We start from the raw sequence: 25,249 nt of genomic DNA on the forward strand, positions 1-25,249 counted from the left end.
GCCCTTTATTTTATCGATTTTGGGCTATATTTTTGATATTTCAAAGAAAACAGGCATTCTCACCCACGTGAAAATGCCTGTTTTTCGACAATCTGGCAGGAACCCGAGGGTTCCTGTTTTTTTCTTGTCCTTTGAGGAAGGGCTTTTCCACATTATCCACAAGTTATCAACCGTTTATCTCCCCTGTTGATAACCCTATCTGTAAAGCGTGAAAAATATCGTGATTCACCCTGGCCATCGAGGGTAAAAATATAATATGAAATACAGGAAGGGGAGTTTCTTATGCAATTCATCATCAGCAAAAAGAATGCCAATGTATCGGACAAAGTGATTGAAAAGGCCAAAAAGAAGATCGGCAAGTTCGATAAGTTCTTCAGGCCTGAAACAGAGGCTCACCTGACGTTCAGCATAGAAAAGGAGCGCTGCATCTTCGAGGTTACCATTTACGCCAAGGGGACCATTATCCGCGCGGAAGAATCCACAGATGACATGTATGCATCCATCGATCTGGCTGTGGAAAAACTGGAAAGGCAGATCCGCAAGCACAAGACCAGACTGGGCAAAAAGATTCGTCAGGAAGCCATGGTTCCTGAGAATTACGATATCGCCGAGGCCATTGAGGAAGACGACGATTTTAAGGTGGTAAAGACGAAACGCTTCCCGCTCAAACCCATGTCGCTTGAGGAAGCCATTCTCCAGATGAAGTTGCTGGGACACAGCTTTTTCGTCTTTACCAACGCCGAAACCGAAAAGGTTAATGTGGTGTACAGCAGGAAGGACGGGAAATACGGTCTTTTGGAACCCGAGGAATAAAAAACCGCATACGGTTTTCGGGATTTCTGGTATATGTTTGCACCCTTCATGATAGGATATATCATGAAGAGAGGTGTTCAGGATGGCATTTAAAAAAGGGATGTTAACCGAGAGCGATATCAGGGTAATAGAGACCTACTCGAAAAAGAATCTTTCGGATTCGATCCAGGAGGCGGAACCGGCGGCAAATGCCCACCACCAGACGAATCCGAAAGATCCTTCCGAAAAAACCTGAGAACAAACGTTGCCTGCCATGGATGAAAACGCTAAATCTTTCTGTTTAATTCTTTGAAGATATGGTATTTATATTTATGATGCAACGTTCTTGTTCCTCCTATTATATATTGATTAAGTTCAGTTAATTTGAACTGGGGGCACGAGTTTTGGAATCATTTCATTCATCTGTTAACAGTGCTCTTTTTTTGTCGCATATGAACAAGAACGGCTGTCTGGAAGGAGAAAGCGTATGCACTTGAGGGATTGTGCCGGTGGCGTGGTTTTCCATGAGGAAAGCGTATTCCTCCTGAAAAACGAGAAAAACGAGTGGGTCATGCCAAAAGGTCTTATCAAAAATAATGAAGATCCCGAGGAAGCGGCCCTGCGCAGGGTTTTTGAAGAAACCGGCATAAAGGCTGAGATCATCGAACAGGCCGGCAGGACCTATTACGAGTTTTATTCCATTACCAGGCAGATGCCTGTATGCAACAGGATTGCCTGGTATGTGATGAAGACCGATTCGGAAGAATTCCGGATAGCGGAAAGCGAGAAATATGCCGAGGCCGGTTTTTTCCCGGTCCTTGACGCGATTGATCGGATTACATACAGCCAGGACAAATCCCTGCTCATCCAGTCCTACAAGAAATATTGCCAGAAAACAGGCAGGGAACCTCAATATTGAGCCAAACCGCTCCCAATCTTGTCATATGACCGCCGAATCTGATACAATCATGGATGGCTTTGAGTCATCTTTTTTTGTGCTATCCGGAAAAGACAAAAGAAGAGGCGCAGGAGGCAGAAGCGCAATCAACCGGCCAGGGGATGAGGATGCAGAAGGAATACAGGACAGTCTACCAGGAAGCGACTTTTATCTATGAAGAAAAGCGGTCGCGCTTCATTGCCAGGGTGCTCCCGGTACGGACAGAGGAAGAGGCTATCGGTTTCATCAACCGGGTGCGATCCGAAAGCAGGGATGCCACCCATCACTGCTATGCCTACTATATCGAAGGGGACACCACCTACCAGCGCTACAGCGATGACGGGGAACCTGCCGGAACGGCGGGTATCCCAATCCTTGAGGTGATAAAAAAAAGACAACTGGTCAACATCGTCATCGTTGTCGTGCGTTATTTCGGCGGTATTCTGCTTGGCGCCGGCGGGCTTGTCAGGGCATATGGCAAGGCTGCAGCGGGCGGTGTCCTGGAAGCCCGTGAGATCAGGGTGAAGTCTTGTGTTGAGGCAAAAATTTACGTAGAATATCACTTGTCCGGCAAACTGCAGAACATGCTGCTAAGCGAGGGCTTCATTCTCGGCGGCACGGAATATTCCGATCGTGTCACTTTCAAGGTGCTGATCGACGAAAACCAGAAAGGCAATCTGGAAGAGAAAGTAAGCGAGATCACAGGCGGAAAGGCCTGTATAGCCTATTGCGGGCATAAACTGATCAAGATGGATGAATCAAACCATATATTGGAGATCTCTTAATTGTCTTAAATAAGGAGTGAAGTTATGGCGGGACATTCGAAATGGGCGAATATCAAGCATAAGAAAAGCAAGACCGATGCCCAGAAGGGAAAACTGTTCACCAAGATCGGCAGGGAAATTGCCATTGCCGTCAGGAGCGGAGGTCCCGATCCGGCATCCAATTCCAAGCTGCGGGATGTCATAGCCAAGGCAAAATCCTGCAACATGCCCAACGAATCCATCATGAGAAGCATCAAGAAGGCTGCCGGTGAAGGGGATACAACCAATTACGAGGCCATTACCTATGAGGGGTACGGACCAGGCGGGGTGGCCGTCATTGTTGAAGCCCTCACAGACAACAGGAACCGTACGGCAGGGGACATTCGCCATCTGTTCGACAAGTATGGCGGGAACATGGGGGCTACCGGTTGTGTCAGCTTTATGTTTGAGCAGAAGGGGCAGATCATCATCGAGAGGGGCGACAAGGACGAGGATGAAGTGATGATGATCGCGCTGGACGCGGGAGCGTCTGATTTCCAGGCCGATGAGGAATACTTTGAGATATTGACCGAACCCAATGATTTTACCGCGGTAAGGGAGAAGCTGGAAGCCGCCGGTTTCAGGTTTGAGTCTGCGGAGCTGACCATGATCCCGCAGACATATACCAAGCTGACCAATCCGGAAGACATCGAAAAGATGGAAAAGCTTCTGGAGCGGCTTGAAGATCATGATGACGTACAGAATATATGGCATAACTGGGAACAGGAATGAGGAGAGATACCCATGCTGATCGAAGCGAAGAGCGGACTGAGCCTTGATGCCAACCAGATTCAGAAAATACTGCCCCACCGTTATCCTTTTCTGCTGCTGGACAGGATCACCGATATTCAGCTTCCCAGGGAGGACGCCACGCAAATCGAGCCCGGCATGAAGGTTTTTGGCATAAAGAATGTCACCGCCAACGAACCTTTTTTTCCCGGGCATTTTCCGGGAAACCCCATCATGCCCGGCGTCCTGATTGTTGAGGCCCTGGCCCAATGCGCCTGCTGCGGCGGCCTCATCCTGAAGGATAACATCGGAAAACTGGGGATATTTACAGGCATTGAGGACATGAAATTCAGAAAGCAGGTAACGCCCGGCGATGTGCTGGAGCTTGCCGTTGAATTCATGACGTTCAAGCACGGGATGGGCAAAGCGCGCGCTGTTGCCACTGTGGATGGGGCAGTTGCCGCGGAAGGAATCATCAAGTTTGCCATGGTCACCCCGGAATAAGCCGGGAAGCGGTGCCCATGGCGGAAGGAAATCTGTATGGCGATTTACGCACTATCCGATCTCCATTTGTCCTTTGGGACGGACAAGCCCATGGATATATTCGGAGACATCTGGAAAAATCATGCGCAAAGGATCAGGGAAAACTGGATCCAGGTTGTCGGAGAGGATGATGTTGTCCTGATACCGGGCGACATATCCTGGGCTATCAGCCTGGATGAGGCTGTGCCGGATTTCCGCTTTATCGAATCGCTTCCGGGAACCAAGATCATCTCCAAGGGCAACCACGACTACTGGTGGAGCACGAAGCGCAAGTTCCAGGCCTACCTGGAGACCCATGGGTTTAAAACCATCCGCATGCTGCACAATAACGCTTTTCGGATTGGCGATTTTGCCGTCTGCGGTACAAGGGGCTGGAATGACCCGGGGGATCCGGATTTCACGGAAGAGGACCGAAAGATTTTTCGCAGGGAGCTGGATCGGCTGCGTTTATCCCTGGAGGAGGGCAGACGGCTGGGAGGCGAAATCATTGCCATGCTGCACTATCCGCCCTTTGATGCCGAGCACAGGATGAATGATTTTGGCGCCTTAATGAAAGAGTATGGTGTGGGCATATGCATCTATGGGCATATCCATGGCCGGGGGGATGCTGTCTGGAAGAATGAATTGGCGGACGGAATAAGGTTTTCGCTGGTATCTGCCGATTTCCTGTCGTTTACGCCCATACGGATTGTATAGCATGGAATTTGAAGAAAAGGTTTCCCGCAGGATAAACCTGTGATATAATATAGTGGTTTATTCACTGAACTGCCAAGGAAATTCATTACAGGAGGATATGAAATAGAATGAACGTGAAGATTGAAAAACCCGAAAAAAATGTCGTCAAATTGGAGATTACCGTTGACAGCCAGGTGTTTGACGAATGCATGGACAAGGCATTCATGCGGAATAAATCCAGGTTCAATGTTCCCGGTTTCCGCAAGGGCAAGGCGCCCCGCAGCCTGGTGGAGCGTTACTACGGCGAGCAGGTCCTCTATGAGGATGCCATCAATTTTGCCGCCGGGGATGCCTACAACAAGGCGATAGACGAGCATGACCTGGAACCCGTGGACAGACCTGAAATCGATATTATCCAGATCGGCAGCGGAAAGGACTTCATTTTCACCGCTACCGTCACTGTCAAGCCCGAAGTGGAACTCGGCCAGTACAAAGGGCTTGAGGTACAGAAGGAAGAAGTAAAGGTTACCGAAGAAGATGTCAATGCCGAGCTCAACAGGATCGCCGAGCGCAACGCGAAGCTCGTTTCAGTTGAAGACAGGCCGGTCCAGAGCGGCGACATGGTGAACATAGATTATGAAGGAAGCATTGACGGTGTGGCCTTCGAGGGCGGCTCCGCCAAGGGCTATAACCTGGTGATCGGGTCCAATACCTTCATCCCGGGCTTTGAAGATCAATTGATCGGGTTTAACCTGAATGACGAAAAGGACATTCAGGTCAAATTCCCCGAGGACTATCACAATAAGGACCTGGCCGGCAAGGATGCCACCTTCCGGGTGAAGGTCAACGAAATCAAGGTGAAGCAGCTGCCCGAGATCAATGACGAATTTGCCGGTGACGTCAGCGAATTCGACACCCTTGAAGAATTCAGGCAGGATCTGATGAAAAAGCTGACTCAGAAAGCCCAGGAAGCCGCCGACAGGAAGTTTGAGGACGAGGTTGTCAAAAAGGCCACCGACAACGCCACGTGCGATATCCCTGACGTCATGGTGGAAAGGCGACTTGACGAGATGATGCGGCAGTTTGACATGACGCTTCGCTACCAGGGCCTCGACCTCCAGACCTATCTGCAGATCATGGGCATGGATGCGGCGAAATTCCGCAGCGAATACCGTGAGTCCGCCCTGAGGGATGTCAAGACCCAGCTGGTGATTGAAAAGATTGCGGAAACCGAGGGCATTGACGCAACTGCCGAAGAGTTTGCGGAAGAGGTTGCGAAGATGGCTGAGCGGTATAAGCAGCCGGTCGAGGAAATGAAGAAACATTTGCATGAGGAAGATATAGAATATATTAAGAATTCCATCATCAACAGGAAGACCGTTGCCATGCTGGTTGAAAACACGAAGGCATAACTTGGGAAATCGGTTTAAAGTCCTGCCAAAGTGGAATTATATTATCAAATGCAGGCGAAAGGAGGCATGCACATGTCATTGGTTCCTATCGTGGTTGAGCAAAGCAGCAGGGGTGAAAGATCCTACGATATATATTCCAGGTTGTTAAAAGACAGAATCATCCTTCTGAGCGACGAGATCAACGACACGACGGCCAGCCTGGTTGTGGCGCAGATGCTGTTCCTGGCGGCCGAGGATCCGGATAAGGATATTCAGCTCTACATCAACAGCCCCGGTGGTTCCATCACGGCAGGCATGGCCATCTACGATACCATGCAGCATGTCAGGCCGGATGTTTCCACCATCTGCGTTGGAATGGCCGCCAGTATGGGGGCATTTCTGCTGGCCTCCGGTGCAAAGGGCAAACGCTTTGCGCTTCCCAACAGTACCATCATGATCCACCAGCCCATAGGCGGTGCCAGGGGTCAGGCCACCGACATCAAGATTCATGCCGAATGGATCCTCAAGATGAAGAATCGTCTGAACAAGATCCTTGCGGAAAAAACGGGCCAGCCCCTTTCAAAGATTGAGATAGACGTGGAAAGGGATTACTTCATGGATGCCTACGAGGCGAAGGAATATGGTCTGGTAGATCAGGTGATGGAACGACGGGAAGCGGGGTGATAAGCCATGGCACGATATGATGATAAAAAGCAGGTGAAATGCTCATTCTGCGGCAAGACGCAGGATCAGGTAAACCGTATCGTTGCCGGCCCCGGCGTTTACATTTGCAATGAGTGCATCGAGCTGTGCTCCGAGATCATTGAAGAGGAATACGAAGACGCACGCGTGGAGCAGCAGCTCGACGAGGTGCTCAAGCCCCATGAGATCAAGCTGATTCTGGACGAATATGTCATCGGTCAGGAGAAACCCAAGCGAACCCTGGCCGTCGCGGTCTACAATCACTACAAGAGGATAAGGGCGGAATACAGCCGCAATGATGTGGAACTCCAGAAAAGCAATATCCTGCTGATCGGTCCTACCGGATGCGGCAAGACCTATCTGGCCCAGACCCTGGCGAAGATCCTGAACGTGCCGTTTGCTATTGCGGATGCCACATCCCTGACAGAGGCCGGTTATGTGGGCGAGGATGTTGAGAACATCCTGCTGAAGCTGATTCAGGCCGCCGACTATGACATTGAGCGGGCTGAGAAGGGCATCATCTATATCGATGAGGTTGACAAGATTGCCAGGAAGTCCGACAATCCCTCCATCACAAGGGATGTCAGCGGCGAGGGCGTCCAACAGGCCTTGCTGAAGATCCTGGAAGGCACCATTGCTTCCGTTCCGCCCCAGGGCGGCCGCAAACATCCCCACCAGGAGTTTATTCAGATCGATACCACCAATATTCTTTTCATCTGCGGTGGTGCCTTTGACGGTCTGGACAAGATCATCCAGAAAAGGATCGGCCAGAAGACACTGGGTTTTGGTGCCGAGCTGGAGAACCGATCCACGAAGGATACGGGCGATATTCTCGAGAAAGTGACACCGCAGGATTTGCTGAAATACGGATTGATCCCCGAGTTTATCGGAAGGCTGCCTGTTACGGTTGCCTTAAGTCCGCTGGACAAGAAGGCCCTGATGGATATCCTCACAAAGCCCAGAAATGCGCTGGTTAAGCAATACCAGAAGCTGTTCGAGATGGACGGCGTGGAGCTGGAAGTGGAGGAGGGCGCACTGGAAGCCATTGCTGACCGAGCCCTTGAACGCAAGATCGGTGCGAGGGGCCTGAGAGCCATCTTTGAGGAGATCATGCTGGATGTCATGTACGACATTCCCTCCAGGGACAATGTGCAGAAATGCATCATCGACAGGGATACCGTGGTCAGCAACACGAGCCCGAAATTGATATTGGGAGAGCAGAAAAAGGCGCTCCCCGCCATCAAAAAGAAAAAGAGAAGCGAGATCGATTCGGCATCATGAACTTTAAAAGCCGCCCAAAACAGGGCGGCTTTTTTGAATCCCGTTTTGGTATTGCGGACGCAGCGCAGTGACAGGACTTTACGGGACCCGGGGATTGCCGCGCTCCGCTGATGCTGCGCTCGCAATGACACCTGCATGGGAAGGGAGCCTGTAAAGCTGAGGTCGCATTGCGATAAGGCGCCAAAACAGCCTGCGAGAATGGGAAAAGGGCGGCTGCTGTTTGAGCGCAGCGAGTTCAGCCGCCCCCCATTCGAGCAGCTGCTGTTTTGCAGCCGTGCAGCACAGCGACCGGGTTTTACAGGCTCTCTTCACGCTGAGAAAGGCACACGAATGCTGAACCGGCGGTGTGCGGCAATCACTGCACCGGTGCATGCCTTTACATATCAAACAGATGTTTGCTAAAATGTTGTCAGTCAGGCCAAATACTTACGAGGAGCGGAATATGCCAGAGAAACGGAAGCAGAATTACGGAAATGACAGCATCACTGCTTTGAAAGGTGCGGACCGCGTCCGGCTGAGACCCTCGGTCATCTTTGGTTCGGATGGCCTGGAGGGCTGTGAGCATTCCTTTTTTGAGATCCTCTCCAATTCCATCGACGAAGCCAGGGAAGGCTACGGCAAGCTGATCCGGGTAATACGGCATAAGGATTGCAGCATTACCGTGGAGGATCAGGGGCGCGGCATTCCCCTGGATTACAACCCGAAGGAGCAGCGCTACAACTGGGAACTGGTCTACTGTGAACTCTACGCCGGCGGAAAGTACATGAACAATACCGGCGAGAACTATGAGTTTGCACTGGGGCTCAACGGCCTCGGTGCCTGTGCCACCCAGTACAGCTCGGAATACATGGATGTCACGGTCTTCCGGGATGGTTATAAATACGAGCTCCATTTCGAAAAGGGCAACAACATCGGTGGACTTAAAAAAGAAAAATGCGATTATGCGCATACGGGAACCATCCAGAAATGGAAACCCGACCGGGAAGTTTTCACCGATATCAACATCCCCCTGGAGCATTTCAGGGATATCCTGAAAAGGCAGGCCGTGGTCAATGCCGGGCTGGTTTTTGAGCTTATCGATGAGGAAAGCGGATCCACCGAGACCTTCTGCTATGAGAACGGCATTATCGATTATGTGAATGAGCTGGGCCAGGGCAGGAACCTGACCCAGGTGCGATTCTTCGAGGGCTTTGCCAAGGGCCGCGACAGGGAGGACAAGCCCGAATACAAGGTCAGGATGCAGGTGGCCTTCTGCTTTAACAATGAGTGCAGCCGAATTGAGTATTATCATAACTCCAGCTGGCTTGAACACGGCGGCGCGCCCGACAAAGCCGTGAGAGCCGCCTTTGTCCAGGAACTGGACAAGTATCTGAGGAACAACAACAAGTACAATAAAAACGAGAGCAAGATCACTTTTTCCGATATTGAAGACAGCCTCATCCTCATCACCAATACCTTCTCCACCATAACCAGCTATGAGAACCAGACCAAAAAGGCCATCAACAACCGGTTCATTCAGGAAGCTCTCACCGAATTTCTCAAGCAGCAGCTGGAGATCTATCTGATCGAGAACAAGGACGAGGCGGAGAAAATAGCCGCACAGATCCTGATCAACAAACGGAGCCGCGAGACGGCGGAACGGGCCAGGATCGATGTGAAGAAGAAGTTGACCGGTTCGCTGGACGTATCGGCCAGGGTCAAGAAGTTCGTGGACTGCCGGAGCAAGGACGTGAGCAGGCGGGAGCTCTATATCGTGGAAGGCGATTCCGCCCTCGGCGCCTGTAAGATGGCGCGGGACAGCGAGTTCCAGGCCATCATGCCTGTCCGCGGCAAGATACTGAATTGTCTGAAGGCGGAATACGACAGCATCTTCAAGAGCGAGATCATCGTGGACCTGATCAAGGTCCTGGGGTGCGGTGTGGAGATAAAAACCCGCCACAACAAGGATTTGAGCACCTTCAATATCGACAATCTGAAATGGAACAAGATCATCATCTGCACCGATGCGGATGTTGACGGCTTCCAGATCCGGACCCTGCTTTTGGCCATGATCTACCGGCTGATCCCCTCGCTGATCGAGGCGGGAAAGGTTTATATCGCCGAGAGCCCGCTCTTTGAGATCAGCACGAAGGACGGCACCTGGTTCGCCTATTCCGAAAGGGAGAAGGCCCAGATCCTGAAAAATCTGAAGACCCAGAATGTTGTCATTCAGCGCTCCAAGGGTCTCGGCGAAAATGATCCCGACATGATGTGGCAAACCACCATGAACCCGGAAAGCAGGCGCCTGATCAAGGTGACTCCCGATGATGCCGAGGAGACCCGGAAGTGTTTCAACCTGCTTCTGGGGGATGACCTCCAGGGCCGTAAGGAATATATCGCCGAGCATGGGCATGAGTATATGGATGCTATTGATGTGAGCTGATAGGATGTGGGAGAATCTGCTTTGTGAGATTGCCACGCCCTGCTTCGCGTGGCTCGCAATGACAGTGCGGGTGTGGCGATGTGAGTATTTTAGATTGCCGCGCTCCACTTCGTTTCGCTCGCAATGACAGCATCAGTGTTATCACGCGGGTCTTTTCTCATGCCATTGCGAGGAGGCAACAGCCGACGAAGCAATCTATGTTACTTGCGGAGTTGCTCTTAAGGAGCTAAAGATTACCGTGCTCGATTTGCCCGCTCGCAATGGCAGTTCGGGTGTGGCGTTGCGGTATTCAGCCGCCCCTCATTCGACCAGCTGATGTTTTGCAGCCGTGCAGCACAGCGACCGGGCTTTACGGGATCGCGTGGATATTGCGGTATTGCGACAGAAAAATCGATTCCATTATCAATTGGTGAAGGGGAACTTGTAACATGCTGGACAATTATACCGAACAGCCCATTATACACACGCTGAAAACCAATTACATGCCCTATGCCATGAGCGTCATCGTTTCCCGCGCCATCCCCGAAATCGATGGCCTGAAGCCCTCCCACAGAAAACTCCTGTACACCATGTACAAGATGGGCCTTCTGAAGGGAAACAAGACCAAGTCGGCCAACGTGGTGGGACAGACCATGAAACTCAACCCCCACGGGGACATGGCCATCTATGAGACGCTGGTGCGCCTGACCACGGGCAACATGGCCCTGCTGCATCCCCTCGTGGAGTCCAAGGGTAATTTCGGGCGCGTTTATTCACGGGACATGAAATATGCCGCACCCAGGTATACCGAGGTGAAACTGGCCGATATAGCCGAAGCCTTCTTCCGGGATATCGACAAGGAAACCGTCGATTTTGTGGACAACTACGACGGTACCATGAAGGAGCCCGTGCTGCTTCCGGTTGCCTTTCCCAATATCCTGGTCAATCCCAATCAGGGCATTGCCGTCGGCATGGCCAGCAACATCTGCAGCTTCAACCTGAGGGAGGTCTGCGAGGCGACCATCGCCTATATCCAAAAGGACCAGGTGAACCTGCTGGATTATCTCAAGGCGCCGGATTTTCCCACGGGCGGCCAGATCCTGGTCAATCACGATGAGCTGGCCAAAATCTATCAGACCGGAAAGGGTTCCTTCAAGATCCGGGCCCGGTATCGCTTCGACAGGAAAAACAGCTGTATTGAAGTCTACGAGATACCCTATACCACCACGTCCGAAGCCATCATCGAAAGCATTGCCGGGATCATCAAGAGCGGCAAGATCAAGGACATCGTCGATGTCCGCGACGAGACCGATCTGGACGGTTTGTGCATCGCCATTGATATCAAGCGGAACGCCGATCCCGATGAGATCATGAACAAGCTTTTCCGCCTGACCACACTGCAGGACAGCTTCAACTGCAACTTCAACATCCTGGTGGACCAAAAACCCATGGTCCTGGGCATTGAAGGCATACTGGACCATTGGATACAGTTCAGGATGAACTGCATCCGGCGCAGGTGCCAGTTTGATATCCGGAAGAAAACCCAGCGCCTCCACCTCCTGACCGGTCTTGCCAAAATCCTGCTGGATATCGATAAGGCCATTGCCATCATCCGCGGCACCGAAAAGGATGAGCAGGTTGTTCCCAACCTGATGAAGGGATTCGGGATCGACAGGGAGCAGGCCGAGTTCATTGCCGAGATCAAGCTGAGAAACCTGAACAGGGAATACATCCTGAGGCAAACCGCGGATATCGAAAAACTCAAAAAAGAGATCGAGGACTTGAAGGACATTGTCGCCCATGACGCGCGCGTCCTTGGGATCATCTGCGATGAACTGCGCGAGATTGCAAAGACCTATGGCGCGGACAGAAAGAGCGAGATTGTCTTTGATCATGAAGTGGAGCACATCACGGAAGACAAACTCATAGAAGACTATAACGTGCGCCTGTTCCTGACCCGGGAGGGGTATATCAAGAAAATACCACTGGTTTCCCTGCGTTCATCCGGCGATCAGAAGCTGAAGGAAGAGGATGCCATCATCATGGAGGCGGAGACCCGGAACAAGGCCGATCTGCTCCTGTTCTCAAACAAGGCGGTCGTCTACAAGATGAAGGTTCATGAGCTTGCCGACAGCAAGGCCAGCATGCTGGGGGATTACCTGCCCAATATCCTCGGCCTGGACCCGGATGAGAGAATCATCTGCATGCAGGCCACCGACGATTATTCCGGGTACCTGCTCTTTGCCTTTGAAAACGGGAAAGTGGCAAAAATCCCCCTTTCCAGCTATGCCACAAAACTGAACCGGAGGAAGCTGGCCAATGCCTACAGCCAGCTTTCACCCCTGGTATGCATCCGCTATATTGCCGAGGATCAGGATTTTGCGGCGCTGAGCAGCATCGACAAGCTGCTGGTATTCCATACCTCCGAGATCAACCCCAAATCCACAAGGGATTCCCAGGGCGTGCAGGTGCTCAAGTCCAAGAAAGGCAGCACGCTGGTGTGGATAAAGCCTCTGAGCGAGCTGAACCTTTCCGATCCGGAGTATTACAGGGCGAAGGTGCCGGCCATCGGCTGCTATCTGAAGGATGAGGACAAGGAGGACGGGCAGGTCAACCTCTTTGGCATCTGATCTGGATCAATCAGACTTTTCTTACTGAATCCTGTATAGGATAGATGAAACAGGAGGTGCGCCCATGGACGATATGGTCCAGATCAAAAAGTGTCTGGCCGGAGACGGAGAGGCCTTTGAAGTTCTGGTAACCAGGTACAAGAATCTGGTTTATGGGATCGCACTGAACCTTTTGCACAATAAGGATGAAGCGGCGGATGTGACCCAGGAGGTGTTTCTGAAGGTCTGGGCCAATCTGAAACGTTATAATCCTGAATACAGCTTCAAGGCATGGATTGCCAGAATAACCGTCAACCACTGCATCAACCTGAATCAGAAAACCAGGCGTGCGGCAGCAGCGGCATGGGATGAAGAGGTTGTCTGCCGTATAGCGGCCGACAAAGGACTTCCCGAGGAGGAACTGCTTGCGAAGGAAAAGCAGGACAGGGTCAGGAGCGCCATTGAATCCCTGCCGGAAATGTACAGACTGGTGGTAATCCTGTTTCATCAGCAATCGCTGTCCTATGATGAAATATGCCAGGTAACCGGATATCCGCTGAGTATTGTCAAAAACCGCCTGTATCGAGCGAGGAAAATGCTGTGCGAAAAGTTGAGCGCCTATCATGGAAGGGAAGCCGGAAAGGAGGAGGGCTTATGGGCTGCAGGAAGGCATGGGAGCTGCTGATGCGCCGCATGGACGGTGAGATCGACAGGCAGAACCTGCGCTATCTGGAGAATCATCTGATGATTTGCCCGGAGTGCCGGGAAAAGCATGATTCGCTCAGCGCTGTGCTGATGGAGCTGGACAGGACAAAGCCCGCTGCTCCGGAATCAACCGAACCAAAGGTCATGGAAAAGATCCGCAGCGTTCGGCACAGGGAAACACCCCTCTTCCTTCCGTACGTGGTTCCGGCTGCTGCCCTGCTGACGGGCATATTGGTTTTCCTGTTTTATGAATACGCCATGGACGGACCCATGGCCATGATCAACAAGGCTGCGCAGACCCTGACCATCTTCTACGGGGCTTACCAGTCGGTCGCCGCCTTTTCGCGTTTCCTGTTTGGCAGCGTTTATCTGAACGGCGTCCTCATCATGACCGGTTTGGCATTGCTGGGGGGAATCCCTGCTTTTTTGCACGGCCAACGGGTGAAAAGGGGAGTTAGCAAATACTGGAGGTCAGTAAAATGAAAAAAAGGCATATCGGAATGATAGCTGCATGGCTGCTGATCTTTATTATGACAGGTGCGGTCATCGTGCTGGCGGACGAGAACAATCCCACTGTCAGTGCCGGAGAAATCCTCGATCATGATTTTATCGTGGAAGGTTATTCGGTTACCAACGACGGCACCATCAGGGGCGATTTGCTGTCCTTTTCGCAAAGGCTGACCGTAAGGGGATACGTTGAAGGCGATATCATCGCTTTTGCCCCGGATATCTTTATCGGCGGGGAAGTGGGCGGCAGCCTGAGGCTGGCCGGTTCCAGCATCATCGTTGCATCGCGGGTTGCCAGGAATGTCATGCTGATAGGATCCGGTCTGGTGCTGGACAAAGGTTCTGTCGTGCTCAAAAACGCCTACCTCATGGGTGATACCGTCAAGAGCCTGGGAACGGTGGAGGGCACGATAACCATCTATGGCACCGATGTGACCCTTGGCGGCGTCTATAATGGCGATGTGACCGTTCATATGCTGGGAGAGAGAGCCAGCCTGAACATCCTGCAGGATACGGTGATCAACGGGAAACTGACCTATATTGGGGCTAATGCGTTTACCCCGCCAAGTTATGCCCGGGTGAAGGACTATGAGTATATCAAGGTAAGCCCGTCCGAGAGTTCGTCAAGGATGGATGTGATGGCTGTCGTCAAAAGGCTCGCCACCCTGACGGTCTACTATCTGTTCGCTCTTCTCCTGTTCAGGTTATTTCCCAGGTTTTTTGTCCGATCGGGAGACTTTATTGCCAAAAGTCCCCTCGCAACCGCCGGGGTCGGCATGGCCACCCTGGGCACCTTTGTAGGCGGACTGCTCATATTGCTGATCCTTATCCTGTTGGTCATGACCATCCTCGATAAATCCATCCTCGGTTTCACCGGACTGGTATTCCTTTTCTTCGGACTGATGACCATTCTGTTCGCGGATCTTCCGGTTTCGTTATGGCTTGGCGGAAAAATTGCCGGAAAAACCGACAGCGTTCCTGCAAGGCTTGCGGCAGGACTTGTCACCATCCAGGCGGCCAAGCTGATTTTAAAACTGCTGGGCGGCCTTCCGTCGGTGGGTCCGGTTTTCAGCGCATTGGGCTTTATGGTCAACGCGGCCGTCTGGCTCCTGGGTACCGGTGCCATTGTGAAAACGCTGTTTTCCATGCTGAAGGCGGCCAACCGGCAGGCGGACGCGGAAGCGGAAGATTTCAGTTTATCCGATTAATGATGTCGGGCGGGTTTTCCCGCCTTTTTGTTTTTGCTCTGTACAAATGGGACATCTTCTGATATGTTTGTTTTAGACAGAATGCTTCAAAAATCTGTAAGAGGCGAAAGATGGATAACAGGTTTTCTTCAATCCTTAAGCGTGCGCTCAGGGTAACTGCCGACTACGTCACGGCATTCATCCTTTTCTGTGTGTTATCAGCCAGCGTTTTTGGACTGGTAAGGACGGAAACTCCGGTTTTCATCCCGTGGATTTCCTTTGCCACGTTCCTGATCCTGTTCGGTCTGGTCTATGTAGACATGCGCAATATCGGGTTCAAGGAAAACAGGCCCCAGTATAACCTCAATCCTTCCAGATTCAAGGGGCTGCTTTATGGCGCCATCGGGATCGTGCCGGTTTTGCTTGTCCAAATGGCTGTTCTGGCCGTGAATGTCCCTGAGGGGTTTGAAGGCCTCAAGCGGCGCATATTCCAGCTGATATCCGGGCCGCTGTACTGGATAGCCAAGATCCTTGGCAATGAGGCCTGGCATTACAGCGTAACGCTGGTTTCCATCATTGTCATGGCGTTTCTGGGGTATCTTGCGGGGCATCGCAAGTTCTACCTGACGACCTGGGTAAAAACGACGCTGGGTACCAGAAAGGACAGAAGCGCATAGGCCGGACGCACGTTTTTGTGATATGGCCAACCTGTCCCTGAATATGTTATTACAAACAAAAAGACAGGGACGGGGTATGTATGATATTGCTGATAAAGAGAAGAAATGCGGTTCTTGTTTTGCTGATACTGTTTCTCTCCATCGCCATCTTCAGCCTGGACGGTTCCGGTGACCCGCCGGCACTGGCGGCTAACAACCAGTACAAGGCGATGGTGATCCTGGATCCCGGGCACGGAGGGGAGGATCCGGGTGCGGTCAGCAACTATTCGGGCATAGCGGAAAAAGATATCAACCTGAGAATCGCTTTAATGCTCAAAGAGTATCTTGAGGCGGACAATTACCGCGTCATCATGACGCGCGAAGAGGATGTTCTCAACTATAAGCCTGGCACAAAGAACATCACCGAGAAGAGAAGACAGGATCTGACCGCCAGAAGAAAGCTCATCGACAGCTCGGGCGCGGATATTGTTGTCAGTATTCATCTGAACAAGTTTGAGGAACCCCAGTACTATGGCGCCCAGACCTTCTATCCGCCCGGATCGGCGGAAAGCGAGCGTCTGGCTGTATGCGTGCAGAACGCCCTGAGGGAAAACGTGGATCCATCCAATAACCGCAAAGCGCTGGTCAAAAAGGAGCGCATTGTCATCCTCAGGGATCTGGTGGTACCCACGGTTCTTGTAGAATGCGGTTTCCTGTCCAATTCCCAGGAGGAAGCGCTGTTGAGGACGGTGGATTACCAGGAAAAGATTGCCAGGGCGATCAAGAAGGGGATAGACGATTACTTCGCCGAGTAGGACGCGCGCTTAATCCGGATGGTGCGCTGCTTCGTCCATGCTCAACAACGTGGCCCGGTCGGCCGATATACATATGAACAGTTTTGCTGCATGGGCAAGATACTTCGATAGATGGAGTGTGTGGATATGTATCTGGAAGAGTACAGTCTTTACGCTGTGCCTGCCATACTGGTCACGGGAGCGGTAACCTGGATTTACCTCAGGATGAAGGGACGGGCTGAAAAAAGCAATGTCCGGGCCCTGATATTCAGCACGGCTGTTGCCATCTTCATTGCGCTGCTGGTGCCCGCCATCGCGAGGCTTTATTATCACGAAACCGGCCTTCCGGCAATGGCATCGGCAGCTGCGGCATTTGTTTCACTCGTTCTGCTGGCCGCTGCGGCCTATGTCCTTGGTACCAGACTTTTAAAAATGAAAACGCAATCGGCAGAATTGAGAGAGTCTTTCGGGTACGCCGGGGAGGAAGCGGCCGCAGCTCAGGAAGAGGGCGCGGCTTCTCCGGAAGAACAGCAGGAAGAGGCGTCTAAGACAGAAAAGACGGGGGATGAAGAAGGTTCCGACAGCCTGCCGCTGATGGATGACGCGGAGCGCCTTTGCGGCGCCGATGGCGCAGAAAGCCAGGAGAGCCCTGAAGACAGGGAAACAGAAGAAGTTGACACCTTGCAAAATATTGATAAAATTGGAGTTGAGGGCCATGTGCCTGTCCAGGAGAATCTTGATGAGCTGCTCCGGGCTGCCATGGACAGCAAGATGCGTGGGGACCTTCAGGAATCCGTCTCCTGTTACCGCAGGGCATTGGTACATATTCAGGACAAGGAACTTATGACCATGGTCATTCTGGACCTGTGTGGTCTGGCGAAATTAATGAAAAATACGCGGCTGGTGCGGGATATTCTGGATTCCGAACATGGAAAAATGCTGGATGATGCCATAAAGGGCGAAATCCTGGCCAATATCTGATAATTATGATTTTTTTGATTGAACTCACTGACTAATATTGTTATTATAATATTGTCCCAGTCTGTTCCGCCAGGAGGAACGGGATGCAATAAATCGTATAACCGCGTTAGGGGGTAGCTGAGGATGAAGACTACTCAGCAAATCATTGGTATGCCCGTCATCAGCATATCAGACGGAAATGAGATTGGCATGGTCAAAAATGTCATCATCAACGCTGCCAAGGGCACGGTGGATTTTTTTGTCATCGACAGCGGTGTCAGATCCCTGGCAGGTGGTGTCATTCCCGCCGGAAGGGTTCTTGGTATAGGCGAATATGCCCTGACCATTCAGGAGTCTGATGACATCAGTGATATTGTGAAGATACCCGCAGCGATTGAACTGCTTCAGAAGAACATTACGGTGAGCGGAACAAGGGTTCTCACAAAGAAAGGGACGCTTCTGGGCGAAACCGGCGACATCTATATCAACGAAAATGATCAAAGCTATCCTATTGTCGGCGTGGAATTCATCCCCAACAAACCCGATCTGAAGAGCGGTATTATTCCCAGAAGCAGCATTATCACATTCGGAAAGAACCTGCTGGTCGTCAACGACGACGTAACCGATACATTGCTGGATATTCCCGGTGATATTGACTCCCTGGCCGAGCAGCAAAAAAAAAATCAGGATATAACGGTACTCCGGCCTGAACCTGAACTTAAACCTGAACCGGAACCGGAGGCTGATGCATTCGGCGGTATCGATTTTTTCGCCGATGAGCCGGCCCGTGTGGAGTTTGCCGAGCCGGAAAAGCCTGAGAGTGTTTTCAATATACCGGAGATTCCTGCCGAAGAGCCGCAGGATGCCCTGTTCGGTTTTGACGGTGACAGGGACGGGTTCCATATCAGCCAGCCCGAACCTGAACTGCCCGATATACCCGAACCCGAGCCTGAACCTGATGAGTCACAGATGACTGCCGCGCAGCTTTTTGAATACAGGCAGAAGCAATACCTGCTTGGCAAGAAGGTTACCAAGACCATATACAGCCAGTCGGGAGACATCATCGCCCAGGTCGGCGACATCATTACGGAAAGCGTTATCGATGCGGCAAAACGCGAAGGCAAACTGATTGAACTGGTCATGAATTATGAATGATGAAAGCATCAAACGGGTCAGGTCCGCCTGACCCGTTATCATCTTCATTAATGCAATACTTTGTACCGGCGAGAAACGCCGGTCTTTTTTTGCACAGCGGTGCCCCGGCGAGGCCTGCCTGTTTCGACAAAATTTACAATGCTCCCTTTTAAATTTGTCAGTTTTTGCGTATAATTTTAATAAAGCATGGTTGTCTTTCTTCCATAACACGGAGGATTGTGTGCCATGCTCCGCGATTGTCGGTTGGGCCGAATCAATCGGCTGCCTGACAGGCACCCGCAATTTTGTGTTTGGGTTCTTGGTCCTCCGCGGATACCCGGGATTCCTGCCCTTTGCGGGACACGGTACGTGGTCTTGGATGGAGTGGTACAAATGAAAAAGCAAACAAGAAAACCGGCATGGATGCTTCTTATCCTGATTCAGGCCTTTATGGGGACGTGTGTCGGTCTTTCTGCGCTCTCGGGGTATGAAATACAAACCTTGCCTGACGCCACATACGTCAGCGATATCCATATCGGTGGTTTGAATTACCAGGAAGCCAGGGCCCGTCTTCAGGAATATAACGAGCTTCTCAAAAGCAAGGGCAGAATACAGATAGCCGTCAGCCAGGATCATTATGTCATTTCCTACGGGCAAATCAATGCCTGTCTGGATGTGGACAAAACACTGGACAATATATTCAGAGAAATCTCTGGAAATGCCTTGAAGAGCTTTATTGCAGGCAGCCGCACGCAATCGGCGTATGAGGCCGCGGTGCTCTTCAATGCCGGGAAGCTGGCTGCCGAAGCCGAGAAGTTTTTCAGCCAATACAACCGGGAACCTGTTCCCGACTCCTACAGGATAGAAAACGGCAACCTGGTATACTCTCCGGGAGCCGATGGCATCAGGGTGGATTATCAGGCCGTGGAAAAACGGCTCGGCGCCCACCTGCAATCCCTCAGCCAGGAGGTGCTGGCCATTGCTCCGGATGATCCGGAAATCTTCACGGCATATGCTCCTGAAACAGGCATCGGTGAAGCATTCAGGTTCATTGTTTCCAGCTCCGGCATTGCTCTGGGCGATACCGATCACGCCGAGGCTGAAGAATTGCTTGACGGGCTTTCCGGCCAACTCGTGCAACCGGGTGAGTGTCTCCAGTTGTCGCGCATGCTGGACCTGGAAAACCTGGCCCTGGAAGGCAGGCAGGATCTGATTAACCGGGCGGCCACAGCGGTCTATCAGGCCTTTATGCCGATAAAGGGCATAACGCCGGTAAACAGAAGACCTTCCGGAATCCCGGTTCCCTACTCTGATCCCGGCCTGGAAGCGGTGATAGAAGGGGAGAACGGCGATCTGATCCTTGAGAACGGAACAGGGCAATTCCTCATGCTCCTGTGTGAGATAATGGATAATAAGCTCCATTGCTATGTGGTTTCGCCGGAGAATATCCCCAGCGGCGTGCTCGTCGCGCTGAAAAAGAATGATGTGGAGCCTCCCGAGATTTACACGGTAAGTGCCGACCTGAAAAAGGGCGAGACCAGGATTGTCTCCGAAGGCCGGGAAGGTTTTACCGTGCAGGTGGAACGCATCATCGGGAACGACAGGGAAACGCTTTATACCGACGAATATGCACCTGTCAGCCGTGTCATCGAGACGGGTGAGAGCCCCCTTCGAAAAGGGAGCAAGTGATAGCCCGATTAAGCGGTTAAGGATAAGCAAAGGGACGACTGAATCTGCTTCTATCCTGAGGCATCATCGTCCCTTTCCTGTATTTTTCGCCCATCTTTATTTTGCAAAATTATGATTGCCGATCTTTACGACGATAGGCCGGCTCCAAATCCATTTGCTTGTGGCTGTTGCCGGGTTGTAGTAATAGATGCAGCCGTAGGTGGGATCCCATCCGTTCAGGGCGTCCCTTGCCGCCTTTATCGCCGTGGCGCTGGGTTCCAGGTTGATTTGACCGTCGGCGACAGCATCAAATGCCCCGGGCTGGTAGATGACACCCGCAATGCTGTTGGGGAAACGGCTGTCCTTGACCCTGTTCAGCACGACCGCTCCGACGGCCACCATGCCTTCATAGGGCTCCCCTCGCGCTTCCCCGTGGATGAGATGGGCCAGAAGATCCAGATTCTTGTCGGAAGGTGTGCTGGAGGTTGGAAAGATTCCCATGGCAGCCAGGGTTTGCTTGCCGGCGATCCCGTCTACCTTGAGGCCGTTTTTGGCCTGGAACCAACGGACGGCCCTGTAGGTCTGGTAGCCGTACTTTCCGTCTATCGGGCCGTTGTAATATCCCCAGTTTTTCAGTTTCCTCTGGATCTGGATAACCTCCTGTCCGCTGGACCCATAATAGGAGAGAGCGGCCCTGTGGTATTCCTGGATTTCCTGGGCCCGCATGGAGCCGGCAAGTCCGATAACGACGGTGATGAAGAAAACAAAACAGACCCATGCGTAGATTGCACGCTTTTCCATGAGTACCTCCCAATCAAGTATTCATGTTCAAGCATCTGCAATAGACAAAAAAATATGCATGGGCCTTGTCAGCGACCGGGGAAATTCAGATCAAGTCCGCTCAGGAAAATCAGTATCAGGACGGCGATCAGCAGCCTGTCATTGCAATAATTGTCTGTAAGCAGCAAGACGATGAGGACAAGGAGTATGATATCATCCTGCCTCAGATTCTTTAAAAATGAAGGCACGGACGCGTGCCCATGAAAGTCTGCCGTGCCGTATTTTGGCAGATTCTCAGGTGTATTGGGAAAGGGGATGGCGTTTAAACCCTTCTGCTCCACGATTCACTCACCCCTTGTTCCTGGTTGATTCCCCGGAGCGATGGCATTGATGATCGCCACGATTTTGAGCAGCTGTATGCAGGACGCACAGCTGGATTGCCTTGCCGGGCTGAGGAACGGCTGGATGGAGTTGAGCAGATTGATGCGCGAATCCGACACTTGATTGAGCGATTCAATCATCTCCCGGGCTTTGGACAGGATGCCCAGGTTATCCCGCATGGCGCTTGCATTGAAGGTCTGGGCCACGGGGGAAGACGATTGTTCGGAACCGGTGCTTTCGGAAAATTCGTCGCCTGAACCGGAAGCGCCCTGTGTCGCCCCGAACATCTGGGCAATTTGCCTGATTGCCTTGTCCAGATCATCTGCCATGAATATCGCCTCCCGAAACTATTGGAGCATCTGTCTGATCCGCTGGGCTATGATAGCGCCGTCCGGACCCAGTACCTGAATCAGCTTTTGCAAATCCCTTTCAGTGATCGTTCCTTTCAGTTCATCAATGTTGATGCCCATTTGTCTCAGTCTGGCCGGCGTATATTCGCTCATCTTGGCCAGGATCTCATCCCTGTCGATATTGCCGAGTTTCCGTCTCAGTTCCTGGGGGCTTTCGGAACGGAGCATCTCCAGAGCCTTCTCAAGCTTTTTCTTCGCAATTCTTCCGTCAATTCTGTCAAACAAGCTTCCATCAGGCATTGGCTTTCACCTGTCAAACAATCTCTGCATTTAATTGTATGCGCAGGGGTCCCGATTGTTGCAAAAAAAACCGGGCTGTCGGAACAACCCGGCTTTTATGCAGTGCAAAGGCTTAAGCGTCAAGCCCATCTGACATCAGGATGTTTCGTAGGACAGGGATGAATGCGTCGACATCCTGTTTCTGAATGATAAGCGGAGGAAGCAGGCGGATGATGCTGTCTCCCAGATTGCCTACCAAAAAGCCCTGTTCCAGGCATTTGGCGTTGACGGCCTTCGCTACCGGCCTGGCCAACTGGATGCCGATCATGAGGCCCTTGCCGCGTACCTCAACAATCATGCCGGTCTCCTCTTTCACCCTGTTGAGCTGGTCCGTCAGGTATTGACCCATGCGCTCCGAGTTTTCGCAGAGCTTTTCATTGAGGATGGTGGAAAGCACCGCATAGCCTGCCCGGCAGGCCAGTGGATTGCCACCGAAGGTGGAACCGTGATCACCGGGCTCAAAGGCGCTTGCCACAAAATCCTTGGCACAGAGTGCACCGATGGGGAAGCCTCCCGCCAGGCCCTTGGCCAGGGTGAAGATATCGGGTTCAACGCCGTAATGCTGGTAGCCGAACAGTTTGCCGGTCCTTCCCAGGCCGCACTGCACTTCATCGAAGATCAGAAGGATGCCCTTCCTGTTGCACAATTCCCGCACGCCGCGTATGTACTCAACCGTGGTGGGGTTTACGCCGCCCTCGCCCTGAATGGGCTCCAGCATGACCGCGCAGGTGTACTGCGTAATGGCCTTTTCCAGGGCCTCCAGGTCATTGATGGGCACGCTGAGGAACTTGGGCGTTAAGGGACTGTATTTTTTCTGGTATTTTTCCTGCCCTGTCGCGGCGATGGTGGCAAGGGTCCTTCCGTGGAAGGATTTTTCCAGGGTGATGATCTCGATTTTTTCTGGAAACCCTTTTTTCTTGAAATAGAGCCGCGCAAGTTTAATGGCTCCTTCATTGGCCTCGGCGCCGGAGTTGGCAAAAAACACCTTATCGGCGCATGAATTCTCGACGATGAGCTGTGCCAGTTTTGCCTGGTACTCGATGTAATACAGGTTTGAACAGTGAATCAGCTTTGAGGCCTGTTCGGTGATGGCCTGGACAAGGGCGGGATGGGAATGCCCGAGGGAACTCACCGCTATTCCGGCCAGGAGGTCGGTATATTTTTTTCCGTTGATATCCCAGAGGTACATGCCCTCTCCTCTCTCAAAGCATACCGGTGCCCGGTTGAAAGTGTTCATGTAATACTTCTTGTCCAACTCTATGATCTCATTCAACTGCATAAGCAGCACCTCCCAACTTGATTATAAATATACAACAAAATGAATAATTATTCAATATGAATTTTCATGCCCCCTGATTTGGGAGAATTCCGTATAGAAATCCATACAAAATATATTAACAATATTAACGCCAATTTGTGTATATGATATAATCAAAAATCAGATGGGTATTTGATAAAGAGGGTCATCAAATGCGGCATTGGCCCTTTTAAAATGGGTTTTGAAAAGAAGGCGAATAAGATGGATGGCCATATGGAGGATATCGTAAGGCGCATTATTGAACTGGAGCACAATGCCCAGGATCAGCTTAGCCTGGCAGAGGCCGAGGCGGAAAAGATCCTGGAGTCCGCACGTGAAGAATGCCGGATGATGGAAGCCCACATCATGGAAATGGCAGAGAACAAGATCAGGCAGCTTCAGACTAAAGGCACCAGGGAAAAGGAGGACCGGATTATCCGCATCTATGAGGATACCGCCCTCAACATGCGACTGATGGAAGAAAACGCGGAACTGAACCAGCAAAAATGGGAAGATGAAATATTCAACCGGATTATCAGAGGTGAATGATGCTGCTTTCGGCTATCAAATACGGTGCTGTGTCCGGAAAAACACGTGCCATGGCCGGAAAACTCCTCAAGCCGCATGATTATCAGGAAATCATGCTCAAGAGGAGTGTGAACGAGGTAGCGGCCTATTTAAAATATAACACGCATTATTCCGCAGTCCTGGCCGATGTCAACGAAGCGGATATCCATAGAGGGCAGCTGGAAAACATTCTCAGGCATGAATATATCAATGACTATGTCAAACTCATGCGTTTTTCCAGCGGCAGCCAGAAAGCCTTTGTCAACCTCCTCTATATGAAAATGGAGATAGAAAGCATCAAGCTGCTGATGAGGCTCTTTGAGGCCGGGAATGCCGATCAGTCCTTTCTGGAGGAATCCCTTCCTTTTTTGTCCCGCAATGAAGAACTGGATATTCCGAAACTGGCTCTGTCCAAAAGTCTCGAGGAGTTTCTTGCCGGGCTGAAGGGAACGGATTATGCCGAGGTTATGCGCCCGTATGTAGCTGTGGGACAGGATACAAGGCTCTTCCATCTGGAAATGGCCCTGGATCTTTATTATTTCCGAAAAGTTCAGGAGATGGCTTCCGGGCTGCTGCATGGTGAGGACAAACGCCTGGCGCTTGAATTCAACGGCATTGAGATCGATGTATTCAATATCTTCTGGATTTACCGGATAAAGGCCTTTTACCATTTTGACAAGGAACTGATATACACCTATATTGTTCCCTATTATTACCGGATCAAGCGTACGACCATTGATGATCTGGTTGCTGCCAAAAATTTGGATGAGTTCCGTCAGGTGCTTGAAAGGACGTCTTATGCCAGGTTGTTTGACGGCGAAGGCCCGGGTGCCTACGAGCGGCGTTATGGTGAATTCTTGTATGAGCTTCACAGAAAGCGATTTGTTCACCAGTCCTTCTCCATTGCGTGCATTATATCCTATTTAAAGCTGAAGGAATTTGAACTGAACAATATCATTTCCATCATTGAGGGAATCAGGTATAAACTTGCTCCGGAAGAGATCCGGAAGTTTGTCACAGGCACCGGGTTCGGCTCCTCAGGAAGGGAAGGGTGAAGCTTT

At 51.5% G+C, this 25,249-nt stretch carries 28 protein-coding genes; 23 read left to right on the top strand and 5 right to left on the bottom strand.

Annotation, left to right across the window (positions count from 1 at the left end):
* The 21 genes from F3H12_RS13335 to F3H12_RS01435 form a co-directional block, all read left to right on the top strand.
* On the top strand, positions 1–190 hold a 190-nt coding region (locus F3H12_RS13335), incomplete at its 5' end, for a hypothetical protein (RefSeq protein WP_207706780.1).
* A gap of 92 nt (positions 191–282) precedes the next feature.
* On the top strand, positions 283–813 hold the full coding sequence (gene hpf / locus F3H12_RS01345) for a ribosome hibernation-promoting factor, HPF/YfiA family (protein WP_149677550.1): 531 nt from the start codon (positions 283–285) through the stop codon (positions 811–813).
* 82 nt (positions 814–895) lie between these two features.
* Positions 896–1,048: a hypothetical protein gene (locus F3H12_RS13190; protein WP_188118306.1), complete on the top strand. Its 153-nt coding sequence runs from the start codon at positions 896–898 to the stop codon at positions 1,046–1,048.
* Positions 1,049–1,279: 231 nt separating this feature from the next.
* On the top strand, positions 1,280–1,711 hold the full coding sequence (locus F3H12_RS01350) for an NUDIX hydrolase (protein ID WP_149677551.1): 432 nt from the start codon (positions 1,280–1,282) through the stop codon (positions 1,709–1,711).
* Between the two features lie 146 nt (positions 1,712–1,857).
* A complete protein-coding gene (locus tag F3H12_RS01355) occupies positions 1,858–2,514 on the top strand; it encodes a YigZ family protein (protein ID WP_188118307.1) in 657 nt (218 codons plus the stop codon).
* Positions 2,515–2,538: 24 nt separating this feature from the next.
* Positions 2,539–3,264 carry a YebC/PmpR family DNA-binding transcriptional regulator gene (locus tag F3H12_RS01360; RefSeq protein WP_149677553.1) on the top strand — a complete coding sequence of 242 codons (726 nt, stop codon included), beginning with the start codon at positions 2,539–2,541 and terminating at the stop codon, positions 3,262–3,264.
* 12 nt (positions 3,265–3,276) lie between these two features.
* A complete protein-coding gene (gene fabZ / locus F3H12_RS01365; RefSeq protein ID WP_149677554.1) occupies positions 3,277–3,765 on the top strand; it encodes a 3-hydroxyacyl-ACP dehydratase FabZ in 489 nt (162 codons plus the stop codon).
* 36 nt (positions 3,766–3,801) lie between these two features.
* Complete coding sequence (locus F3H12_RS01370; RefSeq protein WP_149677555.1) at positions 3,802–4,500, top strand: metallophosphoesterase; 699 nt, start codon at positions 3,802–3,804, stop codon at positions 4,498–4,500.
* Between the two features lie 107 nt (positions 4,501–4,607).
* Positions 4,608–5,891 (top strand): trigger factor, encoded by a 1,284-nt coding sequence (gene tig, locus F3H12_RS01375; protein WP_149677556.1) that lies wholly within the window; start codon positions 4,608–4,610, stop codon positions 5,889–5,891.
* 72 nt (positions 5,892–5,963) lie between these two features.
* A complete protein-coding gene (gene clpP, locus F3H12_RS01380; protein WP_149677557.1) occupies positions 5,964–6,554 on the top strand; it encodes an ATP-dependent Clp endopeptidase proteolytic subunit ClpP in 591 nt (196 codons plus the stop codon).
* 6 nt (positions 6,555–6,560) lie between these two features.
* Positions 6,561–7,853 (top strand): ATP-dependent Clp protease ATP-binding subunit ClpX, encoded by a 1,293-nt coding sequence (gene clpX / locus F3H12_RS01385; RefSeq protein WP_149677558.1) that lies wholly within the window; start codon positions 6,561–6,563, stop codon positions 7,851–7,853.
* 442 nt (positions 7,854–8,295) lie between these two features.
* Positions 8,296–10,275 (top strand): DNA gyrase/topoisomerase IV subunit B, encoded by a 1,980-nt coding sequence (locus tag F3H12_RS01390; protein ID WP_149677559.1) that lies wholly within the window; start codon positions 8,296–8,298, stop codon positions 10,273–10,275.
* A gap of 428 nt (positions 10,276–10,703) precedes the next feature.
* Positions 10,704–12,884: a DNA gyrase/topoisomerase IV subunit A gene (locus tag F3H12_RS01395; RefSeq protein WP_149677560.1), complete on the top strand. Its 2,181-nt coding sequence runs from the start codon at positions 10,704–10,706 to the stop codon at positions 12,882–12,884.
* Between the two features lie 64 nt (positions 12,885–12,948).
* Positions 12,949–13,548: an RNA polymerase sigma factor gene (locus F3H12_RS01400; protein WP_149677561.1), complete on the top strand. Its 600-nt coding sequence runs from the start codon at positions 12,949–12,951 to the stop codon at positions 13,546–13,548.
* Positions 13,518–14,051 carry an anti-sigma factor family protein gene (locus tag F3H12_RS01405; RefSeq protein ID WP_188118308.1) on the top strand — a complete coding sequence of 178 codons (534 nt, stop codon included), beginning with the start codon at positions 13,518–13,520 and terminating at the stop codon, positions 14,049–14,051. Before F3H12_RS01400 ends, F3H12_RS01405 begins: the two co-directional genes overlap by 31 nt.
* Complete coding sequence (locus tag F3H12_RS01410) at positions 14,048–15,283, top strand: hypothetical protein (RefSeq protein WP_149677563.1); 1,236 nt, start codon at positions 14,048–14,050, stop codon at positions 15,281–15,283. Before F3H12_RS01405 ends, F3H12_RS01410 begins: the two co-directional genes overlap by 4 nt.
* Before the next feature lie 110 nt (positions 15,284–15,393).
* The gene (locus F3H12_RS01415; RefSeq protein ID WP_149677564.1) at positions 15,394–15,939 is read left to right on the top strand and encodes a hypothetical protein; all 546 of its coding nucleotides are present in this window, start codon (positions 15,394–15,396) and stop codon (positions 15,937–15,939) included.
* Between the two features lie 80 nt (positions 15,940–16,019).
* Positions 16,020–16,733 (top strand): N-acetylmuramoyl-L-alanine amidase, encoded by a 714-nt coding sequence (locus F3H12_RS01420; RefSeq protein WP_149677565.1) that lies wholly within the window; start codon positions 16,020–16,022, stop codon positions 16,731–16,733.
* Positions 16,734–16,859: 126 nt separating this feature from the next.
* Complete coding sequence (locus tag F3H12_RS01425; RefSeq protein WP_149677566.1) at positions 16,860–17,693, top strand: hypothetical protein; 834 nt, start codon at positions 16,860–16,862, stop codon at positions 17,691–17,693.
* A 123-nt stretch (positions 17,694–17,816) separates the two neighbouring features.
* Positions 17,817–18,827 carry a PRC-barrel domain-containing protein gene (locus F3H12_RS01430; protein WP_149677567.1) on the top strand — a complete coding sequence of 337 codons (1,011 nt, stop codon included), beginning with the start codon at positions 17,817–17,819 and terminating at the stop codon, positions 18,825–18,827.
* A 372-nt stretch (positions 18,828–19,199) separates the two neighbouring features.
* A complete protein-coding gene (locus tag F3H12_RS01435) occupies positions 19,200–20,495 on the top strand; it encodes a peptidoglycan binding domain-containing protein (RefSeq protein ID WP_188118309.1) in 1,296 nt (431 codons plus the stop codon).
* Between the two features lie 96 nt (positions 20,496–20,591).
* On the opposite strand, the gene sleB is transcribed toward F3H12_RS01435, so the two are convergent.
* The 5 genes from sleB to F3H12_RS01460 all read right to left on the bottom strand — a co-directional run bounded on the left by sleB (position 20,592) and on the right by F3H12_RS01460 (position 23,603).
* Positions 20,592–21,275, bottom strand: a complete 684-nt coding sequence (gene sleB / locus F3H12_RS01440) for a spore cortex-lytic enzyme (protein WP_149677569.1) — start codon at positions 21,273–21,275, stop codon at positions 20,592–20,594.
* A gap of 68 nt (positions 21,276–21,343) precedes the next feature.
* The gene (locus F3H12_RS01445) at positions 21,344–21,595 is read right to left on the bottom strand and encodes a hypothetical protein (protein WP_149677570.1); all 252 of its coding nucleotides are present in this window, start codon (positions 21,593–21,595) and stop codon (positions 21,344–21,346) included.
* A 3-nt stretch (positions 21,596–21,598) separates the two neighbouring features.
* Entirely contained in the window at positions 21,599–21,964 is a 366-nt protein-coding gene (locus F3H12_RS01450) for a hypothetical protein (protein ID WP_149677571.1), read from the bottom strand.
* An 18-nt stretch (positions 21,965–21,982) separates the two neighbouring features.
* Entirely contained in the window at positions 21,983–22,285 is a 303-nt protein-coding gene (locus F3H12_RS01455) for a hypothetical protein (protein ID WP_149677572.1), read from the bottom strand.
* A 112-nt stretch (positions 22,286–22,397) separates the two neighbouring features.
* Complete coding sequence (locus F3H12_RS01460) at positions 22,398–23,603, bottom strand: acetylornithine transaminase (RefSeq protein ID WP_149677573.1); 1,206 nt, start codon at positions 23,601–23,603, stop codon at positions 22,398–22,400.
* Positions 23,604–23,843: 240 nt separating this feature from the next.
* Here F3H12_RS01460 and F3H12_RS01465 point away from each other — a divergent pair, with 240 nt between their 5' ends.
* Positions 23,844–24,170, top strand: coding sequence for an ATP synthase subunit B family protein (locus F3H12_RS01465; RefSeq protein ID WP_149677574.1), 327 nt, complete (start codon positions 23,844–23,846; stop codon positions 24,168–24,170).
* Positions 24,170–25,243 (top strand): V-type ATPase subunit, encoded by a 1,074-nt coding sequence (locus F3H12_RS01470; RefSeq protein ID WP_188118310.1) that lies wholly within the window; start codon positions 24,170–24,172, stop codon positions 25,241–25,243. The genes F3H12_RS01465 and F3H12_RS01470 overlap by 1 nt, the downstream gene beginning before the upstream one ends.
* Positions 25,244–25,249 lie beyond the last annotated feature (6 nt).

It is taken from the genome of Thermoclostridium caenicola (assembly GCF_900142095.1).
GTDB classification, from domain to species: Bacteria; Bacillota; Clostridia; order DSM-8532; family DSM-8532; genus Thermoclostridium_A; species Thermoclostridium_A caenicola.